Raw genomic sequence first — 19328 nt, 5'->3', positions numbered from 1 at the left:
AGAGACATTATTGATCGTTCACTTGTTGAGGTGCGACTGCGGAACGAATCAACCGGACAATATCAGAGATGTCGAGTTATTCACCTAGTCAGTGAAGTTGAGGCTACTGCATGGTTTGAAGCAAGTGGGAAATCAATTGAGGTGCGTGTTGAGGTAGCGCCTGAATTGGAGGTTTTAATAGATCGTCACCTAATAATATCTGCCCTATCGAATCTGGTTCAAAATGCCATTAAGTTCACGAAGCAGGGTGGGATTGTATGGATACGCGGTAAGGCTGTAGGTGCGCGTGTTTTGCTTGAAATAGAGGATCAATGTGGAGGACTCCCGCCTGGTGAAGTGGAAGAACTTTTTAAGGCTTTTTCTCAGATGGGAACAGATAAATCAGGATTAGGGATTGGGCTTACAATTTCACGACGCGCCGTGTCGCTAAACAAGGGTATACTCTCAGTTCGCGATGTCCCCCATCAAGGATGTGTGTTCTCAATTGATTTACCCTTAGCCTCCTCCCCTCTCCTCACTACATAATCCTCTAGCTCCATCTTTGCTGCGCTCACCTATGTAAACTCCAACTATTTTTCTAGTCTTTTTATCCAAAGCTAAAAATAAATAATTTTACTTACTAAATCTCTATTATCACTATATATTTACCACTACCAAAATGTTTAGACTTGCTAAAAATCAACTATATGTTAATATTTCCAAAGCATAACGGGAACCAAGGTTAGAACTTAACTATTTAACAACGCTAGAGATGTTATTAGAGGATGTTTTAAAAGTCAAAGCTAGTCAAAAATCATGCTAGTCGTCTGACCATAATACGAATCATTGCTATATAAATGAAAGTCTCTGAAGTTTGGGGAAGCCGTTCATAATCCTTACTCAACCGCCGACACCAGTTAAGCCATCCAAATGTTCTTTCCACCACCCACCGTTTTGGTAATAAAACAAAACCTTTCTTCTCCAAGGGTCTGAGAACGATTTCAACAATCCACCGAAACATATCCATTACCCAGTGCATAAAATCTTCTCCCCGATATCCTCCATCCATCCAAATTGTATTTAAACGTTTGACCTTATACCCCATTTGATGAACTTGTTGCAGAACTTTCTTCCCTCCCTCACGTTCTGGAACACTAGCAGCAGTAACCAAAACCCTTAAAACTAGCCCTAACATATCTACGCTCAGATGTCGTTTGCGTCCATGTATCTTTTTTCCTGCGTCATAGCCCACTTCGATAGATATCATCGTTGCCGTTTCCACTGATTGGCTATCAACTGCGGCTTCTGATGGGCTAGGTTCACGCAGAGCGTCTGCCCTCACCCATCTATAGAGTTGGTCGTGGACTTTCAACCATGTACCATCTCTACCCCATCTCCAGAAATAACCATAAACTGTTGACCATGTGGGAAAATCCCCTGGTAAGCCTCGCCATGTACACCCCTCACACAGAACATAAAGAATCGCATTCACCACTGCAAATAATGCTAATTTCCGTGGACGACCACCCAGTTTTTCTTCTGGGAACAGGTCGGAAATTAATTCCCACTGTTCCCATGTCAAATTGCTACGGTATGCTTTAATCATTCGCTCATAAGGTGCTGTTATCTACAAATCTCAGCATAAGCCTTGTGAGCTTTCTTACAATAGCCCCCCACTTTTAAAACATCCTCTTAGTTATGAGTTTTCTGCTCAACCAAAATATCCACTCTATTTTGCATTTCTGGGAGCATCCCAAATGTGTAAATTTATTTTTTGGTAGTGCGGGCTTCTAGCCCGCTTCCTGGACATTAGGGAGCAAGATGCTACAAATTTTATTTTGGCAAAATTGGGATGCTCCCATATTTCTGAGTCGTATATCTTCAAAGAAGGAGCGACATCATCATTAAAAGCTGCTATTAGATAGAAAAGACCGCACGCAGCTACTCAATTTAATTGTTGCAGTGATTATTATTTATTTTTTTCAGCCCAGAGCGAAGATATTTAGCTAGGAAAGCCTTTTCGATAATATAACTAGTTGTATAGTTTTGAGGGATGAGATGTAGTGCTTGTGCAATTAAATCGTTTAAGTCTGATGGTTGTTCACAGGATACATATTGACCAAGCCAGATAAGGGCTATAACTTGTCCTTTTTCTTCTGAAGAAAAATCGTCTACATATTTATGTAGTACTCTGATTGATGTTCTTCCTGTCATTTCAAAATCTTCTAAATAATTAGACAATTTGTCTAGAAAAGTTTCTGGTATATTTACTTTCCCAAACAGTATATCTGATGACTTTGGGGAATAGATTAATTCAGCAAGCTCAATGATTTTATATACTTTACTAATTAATAAAAAATTCATATTTATCTTCAAGCTAAAATCATAGTGAATAAGGACGAATATTGATCAGCCCTTAATCTGTACTTTATAGAGAATGACAGATGGGTGGTTGAGATTAAGTATTTCTTCAAGTTTGAAATGTATAAAATAAGTTTATAGTGTTTGAGTTTATTACAAAAATTAATATATGTAACAGGATCTCACTAGAGCTAGAGTATTTTTTCTTAATTTTCTTAATTGTGTAAGTAGGTAGGTAGGAAAATTTATAACTATGTAACGAAAATTTCACCTGAAGAATTGGAGTTAAATTTGACACGTTCTGTACTGTAGTTTCCTCTTTCTCCCTAGCTTGAATACCATCAATGACAGCGTAAGCAAGGTCTAGAGCGCCAGTCCAGTAGAAAGTATTGACAAATTAATTAGACTGTGAAGCAGATAAAATGGATAATTGTTCTGGTGTAATGTGGGACATACGAGCGAGGACATGAAGATTGTGAACAACAGCCATTCTTCGGAGGTCAAAAAGGTTTTTGCGTAGTCCAATATAGCGAGATTGGTCTGTTTGCCACTGACCAATATGAGCTAAACTATGCTCAACACGGGGGCAACGCGATTTTGTGAGAATTCTGTGTTCAAGGCAGGAGGCAGGAGGCAGGGGGCAGGGGGCAGAAGGCAGAAGGAAAGAAACAACTATTTTTTCAGATATCAAACCGATAACAAGGTCTTATTTTTACCTCCTGCCTCCTGCCTTTCAACTCCTGCCTCCTCATATATCCAATTTCTACACATTGCTTTAGGTTCGCTCCCTTGAACTTGATACTCAGTTGATTATTTCTAAGGAAGTCGGATTAGCATCACCTGAACTATTTATTCCTGTTTTGGAAGAAGTCGATAGGTTTCAAGGAATTTTAGTGTCAAGCATTCAAAAGATTAAGTCTTAAAACCCTTCTGTCTCTTGCCTCCTGCCTCCTGCCCTCTGCCTCCTGCCTCACCTCACAAAATCGCATTGCTCCCTGCCATTACTGCGGGAGTGAGCATTAAACCTGTAGCCCTTATTCTGCATAGCTTAGAGCTTTTTTTAGTGCCATTCGATTCACTACCCTTGTGTCCGATCGCGTTCCTCCTGTTCTGCTTCGAGAATCGCTAATAAAAGAGCTTCTTCCTGAATTTCAAACTCTTCTTCAGGAATTTCTCCCATATCAAAAGCAAGTTGGAGTGCAAGAAGTTGCTTGCTGAGATTTTCTTTATCATCAATTTCAGTACTCGCCTGTTCTAAAATTTTTTCCCCAAGCCACGTTACCCCCATTAATGGGCCAGTAATCGGTAATAGTAAGAAGCGCAGAACCATATTGCTTTACACTTGTGTGGACTTCTTAAAGGTATCCTCTCAACACCGTAATCATGCTGATGACATAAATATTAAACATTACTAGTCTTGTGTTAATGCCAAAATCCGTTGGATTTGAGTCCAGTTAAGGCTGATTGACATCTGTATTTTATATTTGCAATGTAATAAAAAATACTTTTGTATGACACATTACTATTGAGGAGGTACTTAGAGTTTGACAACAGTATTAAATGCATCTCCCCAGCGATTTGTCAATACACCTGCGGTTCAACGCATCGCTCAACGTGCTTTGCGCTATCTACAGTCAGGTTTTTCAATACATTTACGTGGTTCAGCCGGAGTCGGAAAAACTACTCTGGCAATGCATCTAGCTGATTTGCTCAACCAGCCGATCATCCTCTTATTTGGAGATGATGAGTTTAAAACCTCAGACTTGATTGGTAATCAATTAGGTTATACCCGTAAAAAGGTTGTTGATAACTTCATCCACAGCGTTGTCAAGGTTGAGGATGAACTCCGACAACATTGGGTTGATGCACGATTAACCCTAGCTTGTAAAGAAGGATTTACGCTGGTTTACGACGAATTCAATCGATCGCACCCGGAGGTAAATAACGTTTTACTCTCCGTACTTGAGGAGAGGTTGTTAGTATTACCAACAAACCAACATCGAGCCGAGTATATCCGGGTTCATCCTCAGTTTCGGGCAATCTTAACATCAAATCCTCAAGAGTATTGTGGAGTTCATGCAACTCAGGATGCTTTGATGGATCGTGTTATTACCATCGATATGCCTACACCTGATGAACTGAGTCAGCAGGAAATTGTAGTTCATAAAACAGGTATAGATTCTGAGAAAGCAGAAGTAATTGTCCGCTTAGTACGGACGTTTTGGAGTCGATCTGGCTCTGGACAGGGCGGTGGATTGCGTTCCTGTCTGATGATTGCCAAAATCTGCCACGAACACGAAATTTCCGTAAACCCTGGAGATCCTAGCTTCCAAGATATTTGTGCCGATATCCTGCTTTCTCGCACGAATCAACCTCTCATAGAAGCAACTCGGCTACTGGAAGAGGTTTTAAGTGAATTTTATCATAGTATAAATACTCAACCTCAGTCGTCAGAGATAATACCAAACAACCAAAATCAGATTGTATTGGAACAGCGAGTACCTTACGAGCATGAAGTCTACAGCTACCTGTGTAATTCTCCAGGAAGGCGTTTCTCTGAATTGGCAGTAGAACTAGGGATCGATCGCAGTCAAATTGTGGCTGCACTCAAGTCTCTCAGAGAACAGGGAGTATTAGTCCAAATGCAGGGCAATGCCGAGTCGCCGAACATCTCACAAACAGTTGCTCTTGATTCTGGCCATTTAATAAACAAATGAGTACTAATACTAATCGGGGAGCGATCACCACATCAACTCAAGGTTCTACCTTGGCAGATATTCTAGAACGGGTTCTAGATAAAGGCATTGTTATCGCAGGAGATATTTCTATTTCCGTAGGCTCCACAGAACTGCTCAACATTCGGATTCGTTTGTTGATTTCTTCTGTTGATAAAGCCAAAGAGATTGGAATTAATTGGTGGGAGAGCGACCCCTATCTTAATAGTCAAACTCGCACTTTATTAGCAACTAATCAACAACTTCAAGAGCGTCTTGCCAGTCTAGAAACAGAACTGCAATCGCTCAAAGTACTTAATCCTAATAATCATCAGAATGCAGGCGATTAGCAAATCAAAAGGTTCCGATTCCGGTTTAGCACCGTTGTTACTGACGGTTGTTGAACTGATACGCCAACTCATGGAAGCTCAGGTGATTCGGCGAATGGATGCTGGCAACCTCAGCGACTCTGAACTAGATCGAGCTTCCGAAAGCCTACAAAAGCTTGAACAACAGGTTGTTAAACTTTGCGAGATATTTGATGTTGACCCAGCCGATCTAAATATTAACTTGGGTGAAATGGGAAATTTACTTCCCCAATCTGGAGGATATTACCCCGGTGAAACCTCTAGTCAACCTTCTATTTTAGAACTTCTCGATCGCCTATTAAATACAGGTGTTGTGGTTGAAGGTGACTTGGATTTAGGACTGGCTCAGTTAAGCTTAGTTCATGCCAAGTTAAGATTAGTACTCACTTCTAAACCCCTGTAACTTTTTTATCTACATTCTTCTTGGTAAGACATTTTTATGAGTTATGGCTTTTACATTTATGGAATTTTGACCTTGCCTGCTCCACAAAATTTAAATTTAGAGGGCTTAGATCGGCAACCCGTACAAATTAAAATTTTGGATGATTTTGCAGTCATCTACTCGGAAGCACAGCAAGAGCGTTATTTGGCCAGCCGTCGTAACCTGCTAAGTCATGAAAAAGTCCTTGAGGAGATCATGCAAGGAGGCGATCGCTATTTACTACCCGTGCAATTTGGACTTTTGGTTTCAAGCTGGGAAACGGTTTCACAGCAATTAATTCGTCCCCATCAAGAAGAATTGACGCAATTGCTTGCAAAGTTATCGGGTTGCCGAGAAGTTAGTGTCAAAGTTTTTTGGGATATCGAGGCAGAAATTCAGGGACTATTGGCAGAACACCCAAATCTCAAAACCGAAAGGGATAAACTAGTAGGTCAACCCTTGAGTATGGAGCGGGTAATCCAAATAGGGCAAACCATCGAACAGGGAATGAACGATCGCAAGCAAGGCATCATCGATGTATTTAAAGGCATACTCAACTCCATTGCGATCGAAGTGGTAGAAAATACTCCCCAAATGGACACAATGATCTACAATTCAGCCTACCTAATTCCTTGGGAAGCAGAATCACAATTTAGCGAACACGTTGAAGCACTCGATCGCCAATTTGAAAACCGTTTGCGAATTCGCTACAACAATTTCACTGCCCCATATAACTTTGCTCGTCTTCGATTAACCACTTCCAACTGATTAATTCCTCTCCCTGTTGAATAACAATAAAAATTGAGAATGAAAAATTATTGAAAATTTTAATTTTTTTGGAACACGACTTACGCACTCTGATCCCCCAACCCCCTTAAAAAGGGGGCTTCATACTTCCCCCCTTTTTAAGGGGGGTTAGGGGGGATCAAAGTTTCAGGCTTCAGTGCGTAAGTCCTAATTAAATTGGAAATTAAATTTTTCTCTGCCTTTTATTTAAGTAAAATCAATGGACGACATATTTAAAGGATTTGAACACCTATTAGAAATTGCCAAAGCTTTAGAAGAAAAAGTAGAGAAAGGGGAGTTAAAAACTTCTATTCAAATTCGGTCTCATAATCTCAGTAGTATTCCCCGGAAAGGCAATATTCCGAGAACAAGTAGTTCCAGCCGAGTCAGATCCAATTCCACCGATGCAGCTACACCAATGGATGATGCTGATGTCACCCCCCCATCAGCTCGGACGAACTCAAAAGCTTCTTGGCAAGGTATCGGCGGCTTGGCTGATGTTCTCCAAGAAATCAGAGAGTTAGTTGAAATTCCACTTAAACGTCCAGATTTATTGGTTAAATTAGGGTTAGAGCCTCCGCGTGGGGTTTTGCTTGTTGGCCCGCCCGGTACGGGAAAAACTTTAACAGCCCGTGTTTTGGCAGAAGAGTTAGAGTTAAACTACATTGCCATCAATGGCCCAGAGGTGATGAGCAAGTATTACGGGGAAGCAGAAGCTCGTTTGCGAAGTATTTTTGAGAAAGCAACTCGTTCTGCTCCCTGTTTGATATTTATTGACGAAATTGATAGCCTTGCCCCAGATCGCAGCCAAGTGGAAGGTGAAGTTGAAAAAAGACTAGTGGCGCAGTTGCTTGGGTTAATGGATGGGTTTGCCAAAACTGAGGGCGTAATTGTATTAGCGGCAACAAATCGTCCTGATTATCTCGATCCCGCGCTGCGTCGTCCGGGACGCTTCGATCGCGAAGTTCAATTTCGGGTTCCCGATCGCAATGGACGATTGGAAATTCTGACGATTTTGACAAGTGCCATGCCCTTGGAGACTTCGGTTAATTTAGGAGCGATCGCCGATTTGGCTGTCGGTTTTGTTGGTGCCGATATCAAAGCTCTTTGTCAAAAAGCAGCCTACATTGCCCTGCGTCGTCAAGTCCCCTCGCTCAACAGTCCCATTCCTGAGAACATGACTATCATGCAGCAGGATTTTCTCGAAGCAATTAAGGAGATAAAACCCTCAGTTCTCAGGGCTGTAGCAGTTGAAGCACCTAGTGTAAGTTGGGATGACATTGGTGGTTTGGATGATGTGAAACAAAAACTTCAAGAATCTGTAGAGGGCGCACTCCTCTATCCCGAACTATACGAGCAAACCAAAGCCAAGCCTCCCCGTGGGATTCTATTGTGGGGGCCGCCGGGAACGGGAAAAACATTACTTGCAAAAGCGATCGCTTCCCAGGCTAGAGCCAACTTTATTGCTGTGAATGGCCCGGAATTACTCAGCCGATGGGTAGGTGCCGCAGAACAGGCAGTTAGAGAACTCTTTCGCAAAGCTCGGCAAGCAGCTCCTTGCGTTGTGTTTATAGATGAAATTGATACCTTAGCACCAGCACGGGGACGATTCACTGGTGATTCTGGAGTTAGCGATCGCGTTGTCGGTCAATTGCTCACCGAACTAGATGGGTTGCATGAATGCCCGAAAGTACTGTTAGTAGGAGCAACCAATCGTCCAGAAGCGCTCGATCCTGCCTTACTCAGAGCCGGAAGATTGGACTTACAAATAAAAATCGATCTACCAGATCGAGCCAGCCGATTAGCGATTTTAGGAGTTCACAATCTAGATCGTCCCTTGGTTGATGTCGATTTAGAAATCTGGGCGACAGTTACCGAAGGTTGGAATGGAGCAGACTTGGCTTTGTTGAGCAATCAAGCTGCTTTAAGCGCAATTCGTCGATACCGCGCCCAAGGATTGACTGACTCCAGCTTGATTCAGATTACAAATGATGATTTCCAAGCTACATACCAAATGCTTGCTAATCAGCATCAATCTGAATAGTGGTTCATCGTATTATGAGGGCTTATAGATCCCCGACTTCTTTAAGAAGTCGGGGATCTATAAGCCCGCAAAAAACGCAGAAGTTCAGTATTTATACAGACTTAATTACTTAATAAGTATCCCAAGTTTATGTCAATATACGCCTATGCTCTTCTAGTACCGATCGCATCACCGCTTGTTCTACCCTTCGGGATGGAAAGGAATATTGAACTTGTTTACTCTTCTGGATTAGCCGCGATCGTAGAGCCGGAAATCTCACTGGAGGCAATACAGGCAACGGATGAGCGTTTACTTCAAGCTGTATTAAACCACGATCGCGTAATTCGAGAACTTTTTCAACAAACTCCCCTTCTTCCCCTACGCTTTGGGAGGGGTTTTACCTCTGTAGAAAAACTGCTGAATCATCTAGAAAAGCACCAAGAGCAATATCTAGAAGCCCTAACTCAGCTAGCAGACAAAGTTGAGTACACTTTAAAAATGACACCCTGTGATTTGCTTGACGATTCTGAAACTATTGATGCCAAGGGAAAAGCCTATCTATTGGCTAAAAAACAACGCTACCAAACACAGCAAGCATTTCAAACACAACAATGCGAACAGTGGGAACTCTTGAACGAGTTAATTCTCAAAACATATATAAATGTTATCTGTGAAACTCGACAGTCAGATGTGCGGCAAATCCACTTTTTGGCACAGCGCAACGATTCAACGCTCAGTACGCAGATGTTTTCCCTTTGGCAAGTACAATGCTCGCACTGGCAATTGGCACTCAGCGAACCTCTACCAGCGTATCATTTTCTCAAAGATACTCTCATATAAATTCATAAAAAATAATATTTAAAGTTTTCCCAGAAAGAATAAAGAGGATCTAGTTTTTTATTTAATTTTTTATTTTCTTATATTTATCTTATATTTTTGGGAACACTAAACTCAGGAAGAATAAAACACATTGTGTAAGTTTTACCTACTGCTCAATCAGAGCAGGATGAAATCAATAATTAGAGTTGTGAGAGCAAAAGAAAATGGCTGTTGAAAAAGTTAACTCATCTTCAAGTCTGGCTGAAGTTATTGACCGTATTTTGGACAAAGGAATTGTAATTGATGCTTGGGTACGTGTTTCTTTAGTTGGTATTGAACTGCTATCAATAGAAGCTCGGATTGTCATTGCTTCAGTCGAAACTTACTTAAGATATGCCGAGGCAGTTGGTTTAACATCCCAGGCTGCTGTTCCATCTGCTGCTTAACACCACATTAGAAAAAGGGAGTCTTTATGGCTTCTAAGCTGATGCGCGTCTAAAGTATATAAACACTCTTGATGGTTGTTGACAGATGACTATTGACGGTTAATAGTCATCTGTCATCAGTCATCAGGTAAATGTATAAATTAAATGCGTAACAGCTTATTTAATATTTCTAGTTAACAAAATAGGAGATTTCAGCTGATGGCTCTCAATAATTTATGGGAACAAGAGCGATCGCAGCGATTGCAAATAACCGCTGAACGCCGTCAAAAACTTAACCAGTGGAAACAGCTAACTCAACAAGAATTTCAGATGCAAGCAGATATGCTTCATCAAGAATTGAGCAGTTTTGTTACCAGCCTTGACAACAACAGAAAGTTACAACAGCAACAATTTCAGCAAGAGATTGTAGAGCGGCAATTGGAAATATTACAAATAAAAACAGATGTTTGGCAACGCCAGCAAGAATACCGCCAACAGCGGGCAGCAAAGGCTCAGGCATTATTCCAAAACTTGCAAAATTTCCGGGCAATCTTACATAACAGTGTTTGGGGCGATTACAGTCATGAACAAGCTGTTTCACCGACTCGTGCTAAAGAAGAGAAATTAGTTGTAACAGTTCCAAAATGGTCAATCCCCCGTTCTGCAATTAAAGCCAATGGTTTTCGTCCTTCTGCCAATACGATGACTAAGAAAGTGCCTGCCTTGAATGCAGATACTGTTAAATCTAAAGTGCAGCAATACATTCAGCAAGCTGAAGGAGCTACTCTGATAGAAATTGAAGAGGTGATAGGCTTAAGCCGGGTGCAAACGATAGATATCCTGCGCTCTTTGATCAAGCAAGGGGTACTAGAACAACGCGATCGCCAATACTTTATTCGGCAACAAGCAATTTATTGACAAACTTACATTCAAGCTCATTTTTTGTATTTGCAGACTAGCTGGCGATCGCTTGTATCTGTCGCCTTAAGCAGCAGAGTACACAACCGATAAGCATTAAAGCTTGTCTATGCTTTGTAGTATTCAACATTTCCATCTTTTTCAGGTCTGTATTGCAACTCCATCTATACAAGCAATTTGCTCAGTAGATGTAACATTGCAAAAAGTTAACCTATTAATAATTAGAAAAAGAGCTTAAATCTTTGTTCAAGCTTCCGGCTTTGAACTTTAAAAATATCCAGATTGGAAAGGGATATAACAAGCTGGGGTAGCTCAATCAAGGTTTTGAACTGTGCTATTGGCAATCGCACAATGAAGTTAGTAAGCTGGATTGTTTGAGAAATTCTAAATATAAATGCAAAACTCAAGATATATAAGGAGGTGCGATCCATTGTGAATCAATTGATCGAGCAACTTCAAACTAAATTATTTACAGGCAGGCTGAATCTTGAAGCAAGGGATGGGCCCACTTGGACGCTATATTTTCGTTTAGGACGATTAATTTGGCAGGCTGGCGGTTCTAATGCCGATGAGCGATGGCGACGACACTTGTTGCGGTACTGTTCTAATCTGGATGTGACACAGTTGGAACGGCTTGTCTCTCCCCAGGAAAATTATCGCGAGTATTCCATTCTTGCTAAGTTGCGAGAACAAAAATTAATCGAACAACAACAACTTGTTAACCTCATTGCAAGCTCAATAGCTGAAGTCCTGTTTGATATAATGCAGTACATTGAAGCCAAAAGAAATGGCGACAATCCAGCAGGGCAGTTGTCACATACTACCGTTGTTGGTGAAGTTCCTGGGGTTCTCCTAGCTGTAATACCAACTGAGGAAGTCTTGAAAAAGGCTACACAAGCCTGGCAAGAATGGCGAGATGCAGGACTGGCTACTTGCTCGCCCAATTTATTTCCGATCATTCAACAAATTGAGCTACTCCAAGGACAAGCATCCTCTAAACAGATTATTGCTCTAGTTGATGGCACAAAAACTTTACGAGGTCTAGGGCAAAAAAGCGGTCGGGATGTCTTAGCTTTGACTCGGTTATTAATGCAATTCGTAAAAGCAGGGGCGATCGTTTTTTCACCTACTCCAAAGCTTAGGATTAGTCAAGAAACTGGCAACCCGTCCAGTAGAGTTAATAATTCCAATTCTTCACTGAAAATAGAAGAGGACACTATTATACAAGTTGCACCCAATTTCAACAAAGTTGCTTCCCCAGCGACTGGCAAAGAAATTGTCAGTCCGTCCAGTGGAGTTAATAATTCTAATTCTTCACTGAAGAAAGAAGAGAAGACTGTTATACAAGTTGCTCCCCCAGCAGCCGGAAACAAAAATAAACCCACAATCAAAGTCGAAGAGAAGACTGTTATACAAGTTGCGCCCCCAGCGGCTAGTAAAGCAATTATTGATGTCTCAAGACCTTTAGTAGCCTGTGTGGATGATAGTCCGATGATCTGTCGCAGTTTGGAGGAAATTCTCACCCATCAAGGTTATCGCTTTGTTGGCATTCAAGAGTCCTTGACGGCAGTTTTAAACCTAATTAAAACCAAGCCCGACTTCATTTTTTTGGATCTGTTGATGCCAAAAGTGAATGGCTATGAAATTTGTTCTCAAATCCGTAAAACTCCAAGTCTCAAAAATGTGCCCGTTGTCATCTTAACGGGTAAAGATGGAATAGTAGATCGGATGCGAGCAAAATTAGTAGGGGCAACTGACTTTTTGGGTAAACCTGTAGAAGCAGAGAAAGTACTCAATGTGCTTCACAAGTATTTAAGCGTTTAGGTTGAAGCGGTAGTCATGTCAGTGGCTCCCCTACATCCATTTTCAAAAAAGATTTTGGATTGAAAATTGCTTTCTATATCTGGGTTGGTGTTAATTCATTTGTCGCAATTAGTTTTCAAATCCTGAATTAAATAGTTAGGAAATAAACGCAATCATTTTTCAAATTCTGAATAAAATAGTTAGGAAAAAATGAAAAAAGTTCTTTTAGTTGAAGATAGTCTCACAGAATCCGAAAAGATGACACGTTACCTAGAGCAAGGAGGATATTCAGTTTATGAAGTTCGCAGTGGTGAAGAGGCTCAACTCAGGTTGAAACAACAAAAACCTGACTTGATTCTACTGGATTTAATTTTGCCAGGCCAAAGTGGATTTGAGTTCTGCCGCAAGTTGAAAGCCGATCCGACAACAAAAGGAATCCCGGTAGTGATTTGTTCAACTAAAAATACAGATGTTGATAAAACTTGGGGCACTATGAGTGGTGCCGATGGCTATTTAGTCAAACCTGTAGATGAAAATACCTTGCTCCAGACTGTTAATAAATTTATTCGCTAAAGGAAACTAGGGCAATGCTACAGGGCAATGATAGCTTTTCTTCGCTACCCATTAATAGCCAATTTCGACTTGAAAACTCTTCTCAAGGAAACAACCAGAGGTTTTTAAGATTTCCGTTGAATGGAAAGGTAAATGGGTTACTCCCATTAGCTGATTTGCGAGGAGTAATTCAGGTTGCGCTGACCGAGATTTTGCCAGTACCGCAGGTAGCAGAATTCTTGTTAGGCATAATGAATTGGCGGGGAGAAGCGATCTGGATTCTTGATTTAGCAGCTTTGTTGGGAGCAACACACTGGTGTCGGCAAGAAGGTGTGCGAAACTCTGGCATGGCGATGCTTGTTCAAGTCCAGAATCAAACCGTCGGGCTGTTGGTAGAGCAAGTCAATACCATTGAAGTTCACGATCCCCAAGAGCGGTTAGAGATTTCGACATCGATGTTACCTGCACGACTAGGCTCGTTCTTGCAGGGTTACTTTGTGGATTCTCAAGGTAGCCCTTTGATGTTACTTGACACCCAGGTTGTGATTCAAGCCCTCCAGCCTCTTTAAAGTTCAGAGCTTCCTATACAACGCCGAAAGCAGACGCACAAAGGCTTCTGGACGCTGAAGCCGTTCTAGAAAAGTAATACCAATTTCAAAAAAGAATGCTCCAGATACACGCTTCCAAAGCCTTGTTCTGTATCCCTTTCTTAATTTTGAATTTTGAATTTTGAATTGGTATAAGTAGCCTTCGCTCTGCATTCTACTCCTTAACTCCGACAACCTTCATAGCAAGAAAGATCATGGTAGCGCAACACAATCTTAGATCGAGCCAACCTCAGTCAAATCCCAGAAACGGTTATCAGGAAATCGATAACGGGCATACCGTTGATGTACCAGAAAAACAGCAAATCACCTCCGCTCTAGAAGAATTGCGAACTGAACTGGATCAAGCTGATTGGGTGGAAACAGGGCCATTGCGAGAGAGAATCCGCAAGTTAAAAGAATTGCTAAGTGTGTTGCCATATCAAGACGGAGGAGATGGATTAGAGGTAGAGCAAGTACAGGCGATCGCTAGCAAAATCCGCCAATTTTCCGATCTAGATACCTTGCTCGCTACTGCTGTCATGGAGGTACAAAGCGCCCTGCAAGCCGATCGCGTGGTGCTGTATGAGTTTACGAATCCGACACTGGGGATAGTTGTTGCGGAGGGGATGAGGGATGGCTTTACCCCAATGCTGAAGGAAAAACTGCCCGCCGTCATTTTTGGGTTAGGTTCTGCCAAACTTTATCAACAAGAAAAATTAGTCGCGATCGCGGATACCTACACTGCTGGCTTGTCCCCTTACCAAAAGCAGCTCGTGGATCGGTTTCAGGTAAGAGCTTGTGTGAGTTTGCCGATCTTAGCAAAAGATGGGGTTTGGGGTTTGTTGGTAGTGCAGCAATGCACTGCTGCTCGCCAGTGGCAAAATGCTGAAATTCGGTTACTAAAATTGATCGCGCAGGAATTAGAAGTGCAACTGCAAGTTGCCGTGATTCAGGCTACCTTGCAACAAGAAGTGGAAAAAGATCAAATTCTGGTTGGTGTATCGAATAAAATTCTCCAGTCCAAAGATTTGGATACCATCTTTCGCGTTGCCACCCAAGAAGTGCGACAGTCCTTAAAATGCGATCGCGTGGCAGTTTATCGTTTCCAGCCAGATTGGAGTGGGGAATTTGTTGCTGAATCTGTTGGATCTGAGTGGGTTTCTCTATTAGAAGAACAGCGAAACAACCCAGCAATTGTCAATAACATTAACTATTGCAGTGTGAGGAACCTTGCAGACGAAGGGGGATTGGCTGGGACAACAGGGCGATCGCCCAGTGTAGATAGCTACATTCAGCACACCCAAGGCAAAAATTTCCATCGCGGACAGATTTATCGAGTCACTAATGATATCTACAGTGCTGGTTTTTCTGACTGCTATATCAAAGTTTTAGAAACCTATCAAGCCAAAGGATACATTATTGTTGCCATCTTCCAGGGAGAAAAGTTGTGGGGCTTGCTGGCTGCCTATCAAAATTCTCAGCCTCGTCAGTGGAAAGATAGTGAAGTTCGCCTAATGGTGCAGGTTGCATCTCTGTCTGGTATTGCTATTCAACAGGTGCAATATCAGCAACAACTTTATCGCCGCTCTGAGGAGTCAGCCAAACTTGTTGAACGAGAACGTACTGTTTTCGGCATCATTGAAAAGATTGGGCAAGCAACGGATCTTCGCACCCTTTTCCGCATTACCACCCAAGAGTTACGGCGATTTTTAAAATGCGATCGCGTTGTCGTTTATCAAGTTTATCCAGACTGGAGTGGAGAAGTGATTGCTGAATCTGTGGCTGCTGGTTGGTCGTCACTGTTGGAGATGCAGGAACAAGACAGCATTTTAAAAACAGGTCTGATATCTTCAGAGCGTTGCAATATTAAGGATTATGCCTCCCCTATTAAACCTGATGCCGATACCTACCTGAAGGAAACCCAGGGTGGAGTGTACACCAAAGGAACGCGTTTTCGTAAAGTCAACGATATTTCTGCTGCTGGTTTTTCACCTTGTTATTTAGAAACATTAGAGAAGTTCCAAGCCAAAGCATACATTAATGTTCCGATCTTCCGCGCTGGTAATCTTTGGGGTTTGTTAGCAGCCTATCAGAATTCTGATGTTCGGAAATGGACTGAAGAAGAGATCGGTGCTTTGTTGCAGATTGGCGAACCGTTGAGCATTGCCCTCCAGCAGGCTGAATATATCGAACAGCTACGGTTAAAAAATATCGAAATGACACAAGTAGCTGAAGTAGAACACGCCATCGCCCGAATGACGGATAGAATGCTTCATTCCCAACACCCAGAAACAATTTACCGCACTACCTTGGCAGAATTGCGGCAGTTGTTCAAATGCGATCGCCTAGCAATATATCGCTTCAACTCTGACTGGAGTGGTGAATTTATTGCTGAATCTGTCGGAACTGACTGGGTGCCTCTGGTTGGCCCCGATATCAAGACCGTATGGAAAGACGAACACCTACAGCAAACCGAAGGCGGACGCTATCGCAACAATGAAACTTTTTTCGTCAATGACATCTATACTGTTGGTCATGCCCAGTGCCACATCGACCTGTTGGAGCAGTTCCAGGTTAAAGCCTACACCATCGCCCCGATTTTTGCTGGAAACAAACTTTGGGGTTTATTAGGAGCTTACCAAAATAGCGGCCCGCGCCAGTGGAATTCCGAGGAGGTGCGATTAGTGACCAAATTGGGCATTCAGTTCGGGTTAAGCGTCCAGCAAGCAGAGTACATCGAACAACTGAAAACGAAGAATACAGAGTTAGCGCGAGCAGCAGAAGAGGAACAGGTGCTGACAGGGATGGTGGAAAAAATCCGTCAAGCTCAAGAGGCAGATACAATTTTCCTGAATGTGCTGCCAAGTTTACGCAAACAACTACAGTGCGATCGCCTAGCAGTATTTCGCTTTCATCCCGACTGGAGTGTGGAATTTATTGCCGAATCCGTAAAAGATCAATGGTTGTCTTTAGGGGGTTCCGACATCAAAACGATTTGGATGGACGAACACTTACAAGAAACTCAGGGCGGACGCTATCGCAATCATGAAACCTTTGTTGTCAATGATATCTCCACTGTCGGTCACGTTCAGTGCTACCTAGAGATATTAGAAAAAATCCAGGCCAAAGCTTACGCGATCGCTCCGATCTTTACTGGAAACAAACTCTGGGGCTTTATAGGAGCATACCAAAATACTGGCCCTCGGCAGTGGAAATCTAAGGATGTGCAACTGTTGCGAAAAATAGCTGTGCAAATGGGTATAGGCTTGCAACAGATTAAGTATATCGAACAACTCAAGAAGAAGAATGCAGAATTAGCGCGAACCGCAGAAGGGGAACGAGCATTGACACGGCTGGCAGAAAAAATCCGCCAAGTTCAAGAGCTAGATACGATTTTCCGCAATGCCTTACCAGAATTGCGATCGCATTTGGAATGCGATCGTCTAGCCGTGTATCGCTTCAATCCAGATTGGGGTGGTGAGTTTATTGCCGAATCCGTAAGTCGGGAATGGGTGGCTTTGGTTGGCCCCGATATCAAGACTGTATGGGAAGACGAACACCTACAACAAACCCAAGGTGGACGCTATCGCAACAATGAAACTTTTGTTGTCAATGATATTCACACTGCTGGTCATGCCCAGTGCCACTTGAAAATTCTAGAGCAATTCCAGATTAGAGCCTATATCATCACCCCAATTATTGCCGGAAACAAACTCTGGGGTTTGTTAGGAGCTTACCAAAATAGCGGGCCGCGGCAATGGCAAGAGAATGAAATTAACTTGGTAACGAAAATCGGCACGCAGTTTGGGGTTGCCGTCCAGCAATCGCAATACTTACAACAAACCTTAACCAAGAATGAGGAACTGATCAAACTGGCAGAACGGGAAGTAGCAAACGCCCGATTTTCCTATCGCCTGCCAAGTCGGTTAACAGAAATGGCCCAAAGTAATGGTAATGTTCTGGAATTTGTCCAGTTTGCCACCCACGAACTTCGGCAACTGCTGAAAGTAGATCGAGTTGGAGTTTACCGTTTTGAACCTGATTGGTCTGGAGAATTTGTAGTTGAGTCTGTGACTGGGGATTGGCCTAAGTTGGTAGGAACTAGTCTTGCCAGAGTTAGAGATACTTATCTCCAGTACAACCAAGGAGGGCGTTATGTCCGCAAAGAAAGTTTGCGGGTTGACAATATATATACTGTCGGTCATGACGAATGTCACATTCAATTGTTAGAGATGTGGGGAACTAAAGCCTACATGATTTCTCCGATTTTCCAAGAAAATCGGCTATGGGGGCTGATGGGAGTTTATCAAAATAGCGCACCGCGCCAGTGGGAGCAATCCGAGGAAGATGTTCTCAACCAAGCCAGCGTCCAGATTGGTCTTGCCCTGAATCTTGCAGATTACCTAACACAGGTGCGTATTCAAGAGCAGCAACTAGCAGAAGCAGCAGAGCGCGAACGTACCGCCCGCGAAAAACTCCAACAAGGAGCAATACGCGTTCTCATGGCTTTGGAACCATCCTTCAGAGGCGATCTTACCGTTCGAGCGCCCCTATCTGAAGATGAAATTGGGACGATCGCCGATGGTTACAATACTACGATCCAAAGTTTGCGAGATTTAGTGCGACAAGTGCAGGTTTCTGCTGGTAGGGTGAGTGAAACTTCCAGCAATAACACGATCTCAGTAGTGAAACTATCTGACCAAGCTCAACAGCAGGCAGAACGGCTCGAACACGCTCTGGAACAATTACAAATGATGGTAACTTCCACCCAGATAGTCGCTGCTGATGCCCAAAAAGTCGGACAAGCGGTTCAAAGAGCTAATAACACCGTCCAAGCTGGTGATACCCTGATGGAAAAAACCGTAGATGGCATTTTGGAGATTCGGGAAACCGTGTCTGAAACAGCGAAGAAGATTAAACGCCTTGGTGAAGCTTCTCAGAAAATCTCGAAAGTAGTGAGTCTGATTGAAAACTTTGCCACTCAAACTAATTTGCTGGCACTGAATGCTGCCATCGAGGCTACCCGTGCTGGAGAGTATGGCAAAGGCTTTGCGGTGGTTGCAGATGAAGTTCGTTCCCTGGCTTATCAGTCGGCTAGTGCCACCACAGAAATTGAGCGACTCGTGCAAGAAATTCAAGCTGGCACCAACGAAGTTACCGAAGCAATGGAAATAGGGATTAGCCAAGTTGTCCAAGGCTCGAACTTGATCGATGAGACTCGTCATTCCCTAAGTGCGATCGTGGTAGCTACCAACGAAATTGGTGGACTAGTACAAGGAATTACCCAAGCAGTTTCCCATCAAAGTCAGCAATCTCACATATTGACAGAGGCAATGATGGATGTTTCGGCGATCGCCCGCAAGACTTCAGAAAGTGCCATGCACATTTCCGAGTCTTTTGAGGAACTACGGATGACTTCACAACAACTGGAAACCAGCGTTAGCCAGTTCAAAGTTGACTAAGTAAGTCGTGGTGAATATTTGTTCTCAGGATAAGGCAGAGGGGCAGAGGGGCAGAGGGGCAGAGGACTTGGCACATTGAACTCTCCCCTGCTCCCCTGCTCCCCTGCACA

At 42.8% G+C, this 19328-nt stretch carries 16 protein-coding genes and 1 pseudogene; 13 read left to right on the top strand and 4 right to left on the bottom strand.

Annotated elements, in window-relative coordinates:
- Nucleotides 1-525 (top strand): sensor histidine kinase (locus CDG79_RS32220; protein ID WP_143855640.1); only part of this gene is annotated, 525 nt, incomplete at its 5' end.
- Between the two features lie 268 nt (nucleotides 526-793).
- Here CDG79_RS32220 and CDG79_RS32215 read toward each other — a convergent pair.
- From CDG79_RS32215 to CDG79_RS32200, 4 genes and pseudogenes are all read right to left on the bottom strand, one after another.
- Nucleotides 794-1585: an IS5 family transposase gene (locus CDG79_RS32215; RefSeq protein WP_094345756.1), complete on the bottom strand. Its 792-nt coding sequence runs from the start codon at nucleotides 1583-1585 to the stop codon at nucleotides 794-796.
- A 344-nt stretch (nucleotides 1586-1929) separates the two neighbouring features.
- Entirely contained in the window at nucleotides 1930-2343 is a 414-nt protein-coding gene (locus tag CDG79_RS32210) for a DUF3775 domain-containing protein (RefSeq protein WP_094345755.1), read from the bottom strand.
- Between the two features lie 394 nt (nucleotides 2344-2737).
- Nucleotides 2738-2920, bottom strand: a pseudogene (locus CDG79_RS32205) (IS5/IS1182 family transposase); the annotation flags it as partial.
- A gap of 498 nt (nucleotides 2921-3418) precedes the next feature.
- Nucleotides 3419-3670 (bottom strand): gas vesicle protein GvpG, encoded by a 252-nt coding sequence (locus tag CDG79_RS32200; RefSeq protein WP_094345754.1) that lies wholly within the window; start codon nucleotides 3668-3670, stop codon nucleotides 3419-3421.
- 214 nt (nucleotides 3671-3884) lie between these two features.
- On the opposite strand from CDG79_RS32200, the gene gvpN reads away from it, so the two are divergent.
- From gvpN to CDG79_RS32135, 12 genes are all read left to right on the top strand, one after another.
- Nucleotides 3885-5057: a gas vesicle protein GvpN gene (gene gvpN, locus CDG79_RS32195; RefSeq protein WP_094345753.1), complete on the top strand. Its 1173-nt coding sequence runs from the start codon at nucleotides 3885-3887 to the stop codon at nucleotides 5055-5057.
- A complete protein-coding gene (locus tag CDG79_RS32190) occupies nucleotides 5054-5404 on the top strand; it encodes a gas vesicle protein (RefSeq protein ID WP_094345752.1) in 351 nt (116 codons plus the stop codon). The genes gvpN and CDG79_RS32190 overlap by 4 nt, the downstream gene beginning before the upstream one ends.
- Entirely contained in the window at nucleotides 5391-5825 is a 435-nt protein-coding gene (locus tag CDG79_RS32185; RefSeq protein ID WP_094345751.1) for a gas vesicle protein K, read from the top strand. Before CDG79_RS32190 ends, CDG79_RS32185 begins: the two co-directional genes overlap by 14 nt.
- Nucleotides 5826-5861: 36 nt before the next feature.
- Complete coding sequence (locus CDG79_RS32180; protein WP_094345750.1) at nucleotides 5862-6611, top strand: GvpL/GvpF family gas vesicle protein; 750 nt, start codon at nucleotides 5862-5864, stop codon at nucleotides 6609-6611.
- A gap of 238 nt (nucleotides 6612-6849) precedes the next feature.
- Complete coding sequence (locus CDG79_RS32175) at nucleotides 6850-8673, top strand: AAA family ATPase (protein WP_094345749.1); 1824 nt, start codon at nucleotides 6850-6852, stop codon at nucleotides 8671-8673.
- A gap of 129 nt (nucleotides 8674-8802) precedes the next feature.
- Complete coding sequence (locus CDG79_RS32170; protein WP_094345748.1) at nucleotides 8803-9492, top strand: GvpL/GvpF family gas vesicle protein; 690 nt, start codon at nucleotides 8803-8805, stop codon at nucleotides 9490-9492.
- A 203-nt stretch (nucleotides 9493-9695) separates the two neighbouring features.
- A complete protein-coding gene (gvpA, locus tag CDG79_RS32165; RefSeq protein WP_012408764.1) occupies nucleotides 9696-9917 on the top strand; it encodes a gas vesicle structural protein GvpA in 222 nt (73 codons plus the stop codon).
- A gap of 198 nt (nucleotides 9918-10115) precedes the next feature.
- Complete coding sequence (locus CDG79_RS32160) at nucleotides 10116-10814, top strand: gas vesicle protein GvpC (RefSeq protein ID WP_094345747.1); 699 nt, start codon at nucleotides 10116-10118, stop codon at nucleotides 10812-10814.
- A gap of 432 nt (nucleotides 10815-11246) precedes the next feature.
- Nucleotides 11247-12638 carry a response regulator gene (locus CDG79_RS32150; protein ID WP_094345745.1) on the top strand — a complete coding sequence of 464 codons (1392 nt, stop codon included), beginning with the start codon at nucleotides 11247-11249 and terminating at the stop codon, nucleotides 12636-12638.
- A gap of 189 nt (nucleotides 12639-12827) precedes the next feature.
- The gene (locus CDG79_RS32145; RefSeq protein WP_094345744.1) at nucleotides 12828-13190 is read left to right on the top strand and encodes a response regulator transcription factor; all 363 of its coding nucleotides are present in this window, start codon (nucleotides 12828-12830) and stop codon (nucleotides 13188-13190) included.
- 14 nt (nucleotides 13191-13204) lie between these two features.
- Entirely contained in the window at nucleotides 13205-13738 is a 534-nt protein-coding gene (locus CDG79_RS32140; protein ID WP_094345743.1) for a chemotaxis protein CheW, read from the top strand.
- 233 nt (nucleotides 13739-13971) lie between these two features.
- Complete coding sequence (locus CDG79_RS32135) at nucleotides 13972-19218, top strand: GAF domain-containing protein (protein ID WP_094345742.1); 5247 nt, start codon at nucleotides 13972-13974, stop codon at nucleotides 19216-19218.
- Nucleotides 19219-19328 lie beyond the last annotated feature (110 nt).

The organism is Nostoc sp. 'Peltigera membranacea cyanobiont' 232 (assembly GCF_002245985.1).
Classification (GTDB): domain Bacteria; phylum Cyanobacteriota; class Cyanobacteriia; order Cyanobacteriales; family Nostocaceae; genus Nostoc.
This window is presented reverse-complemented; position numbering and strand designations above follow the sequence as displayed.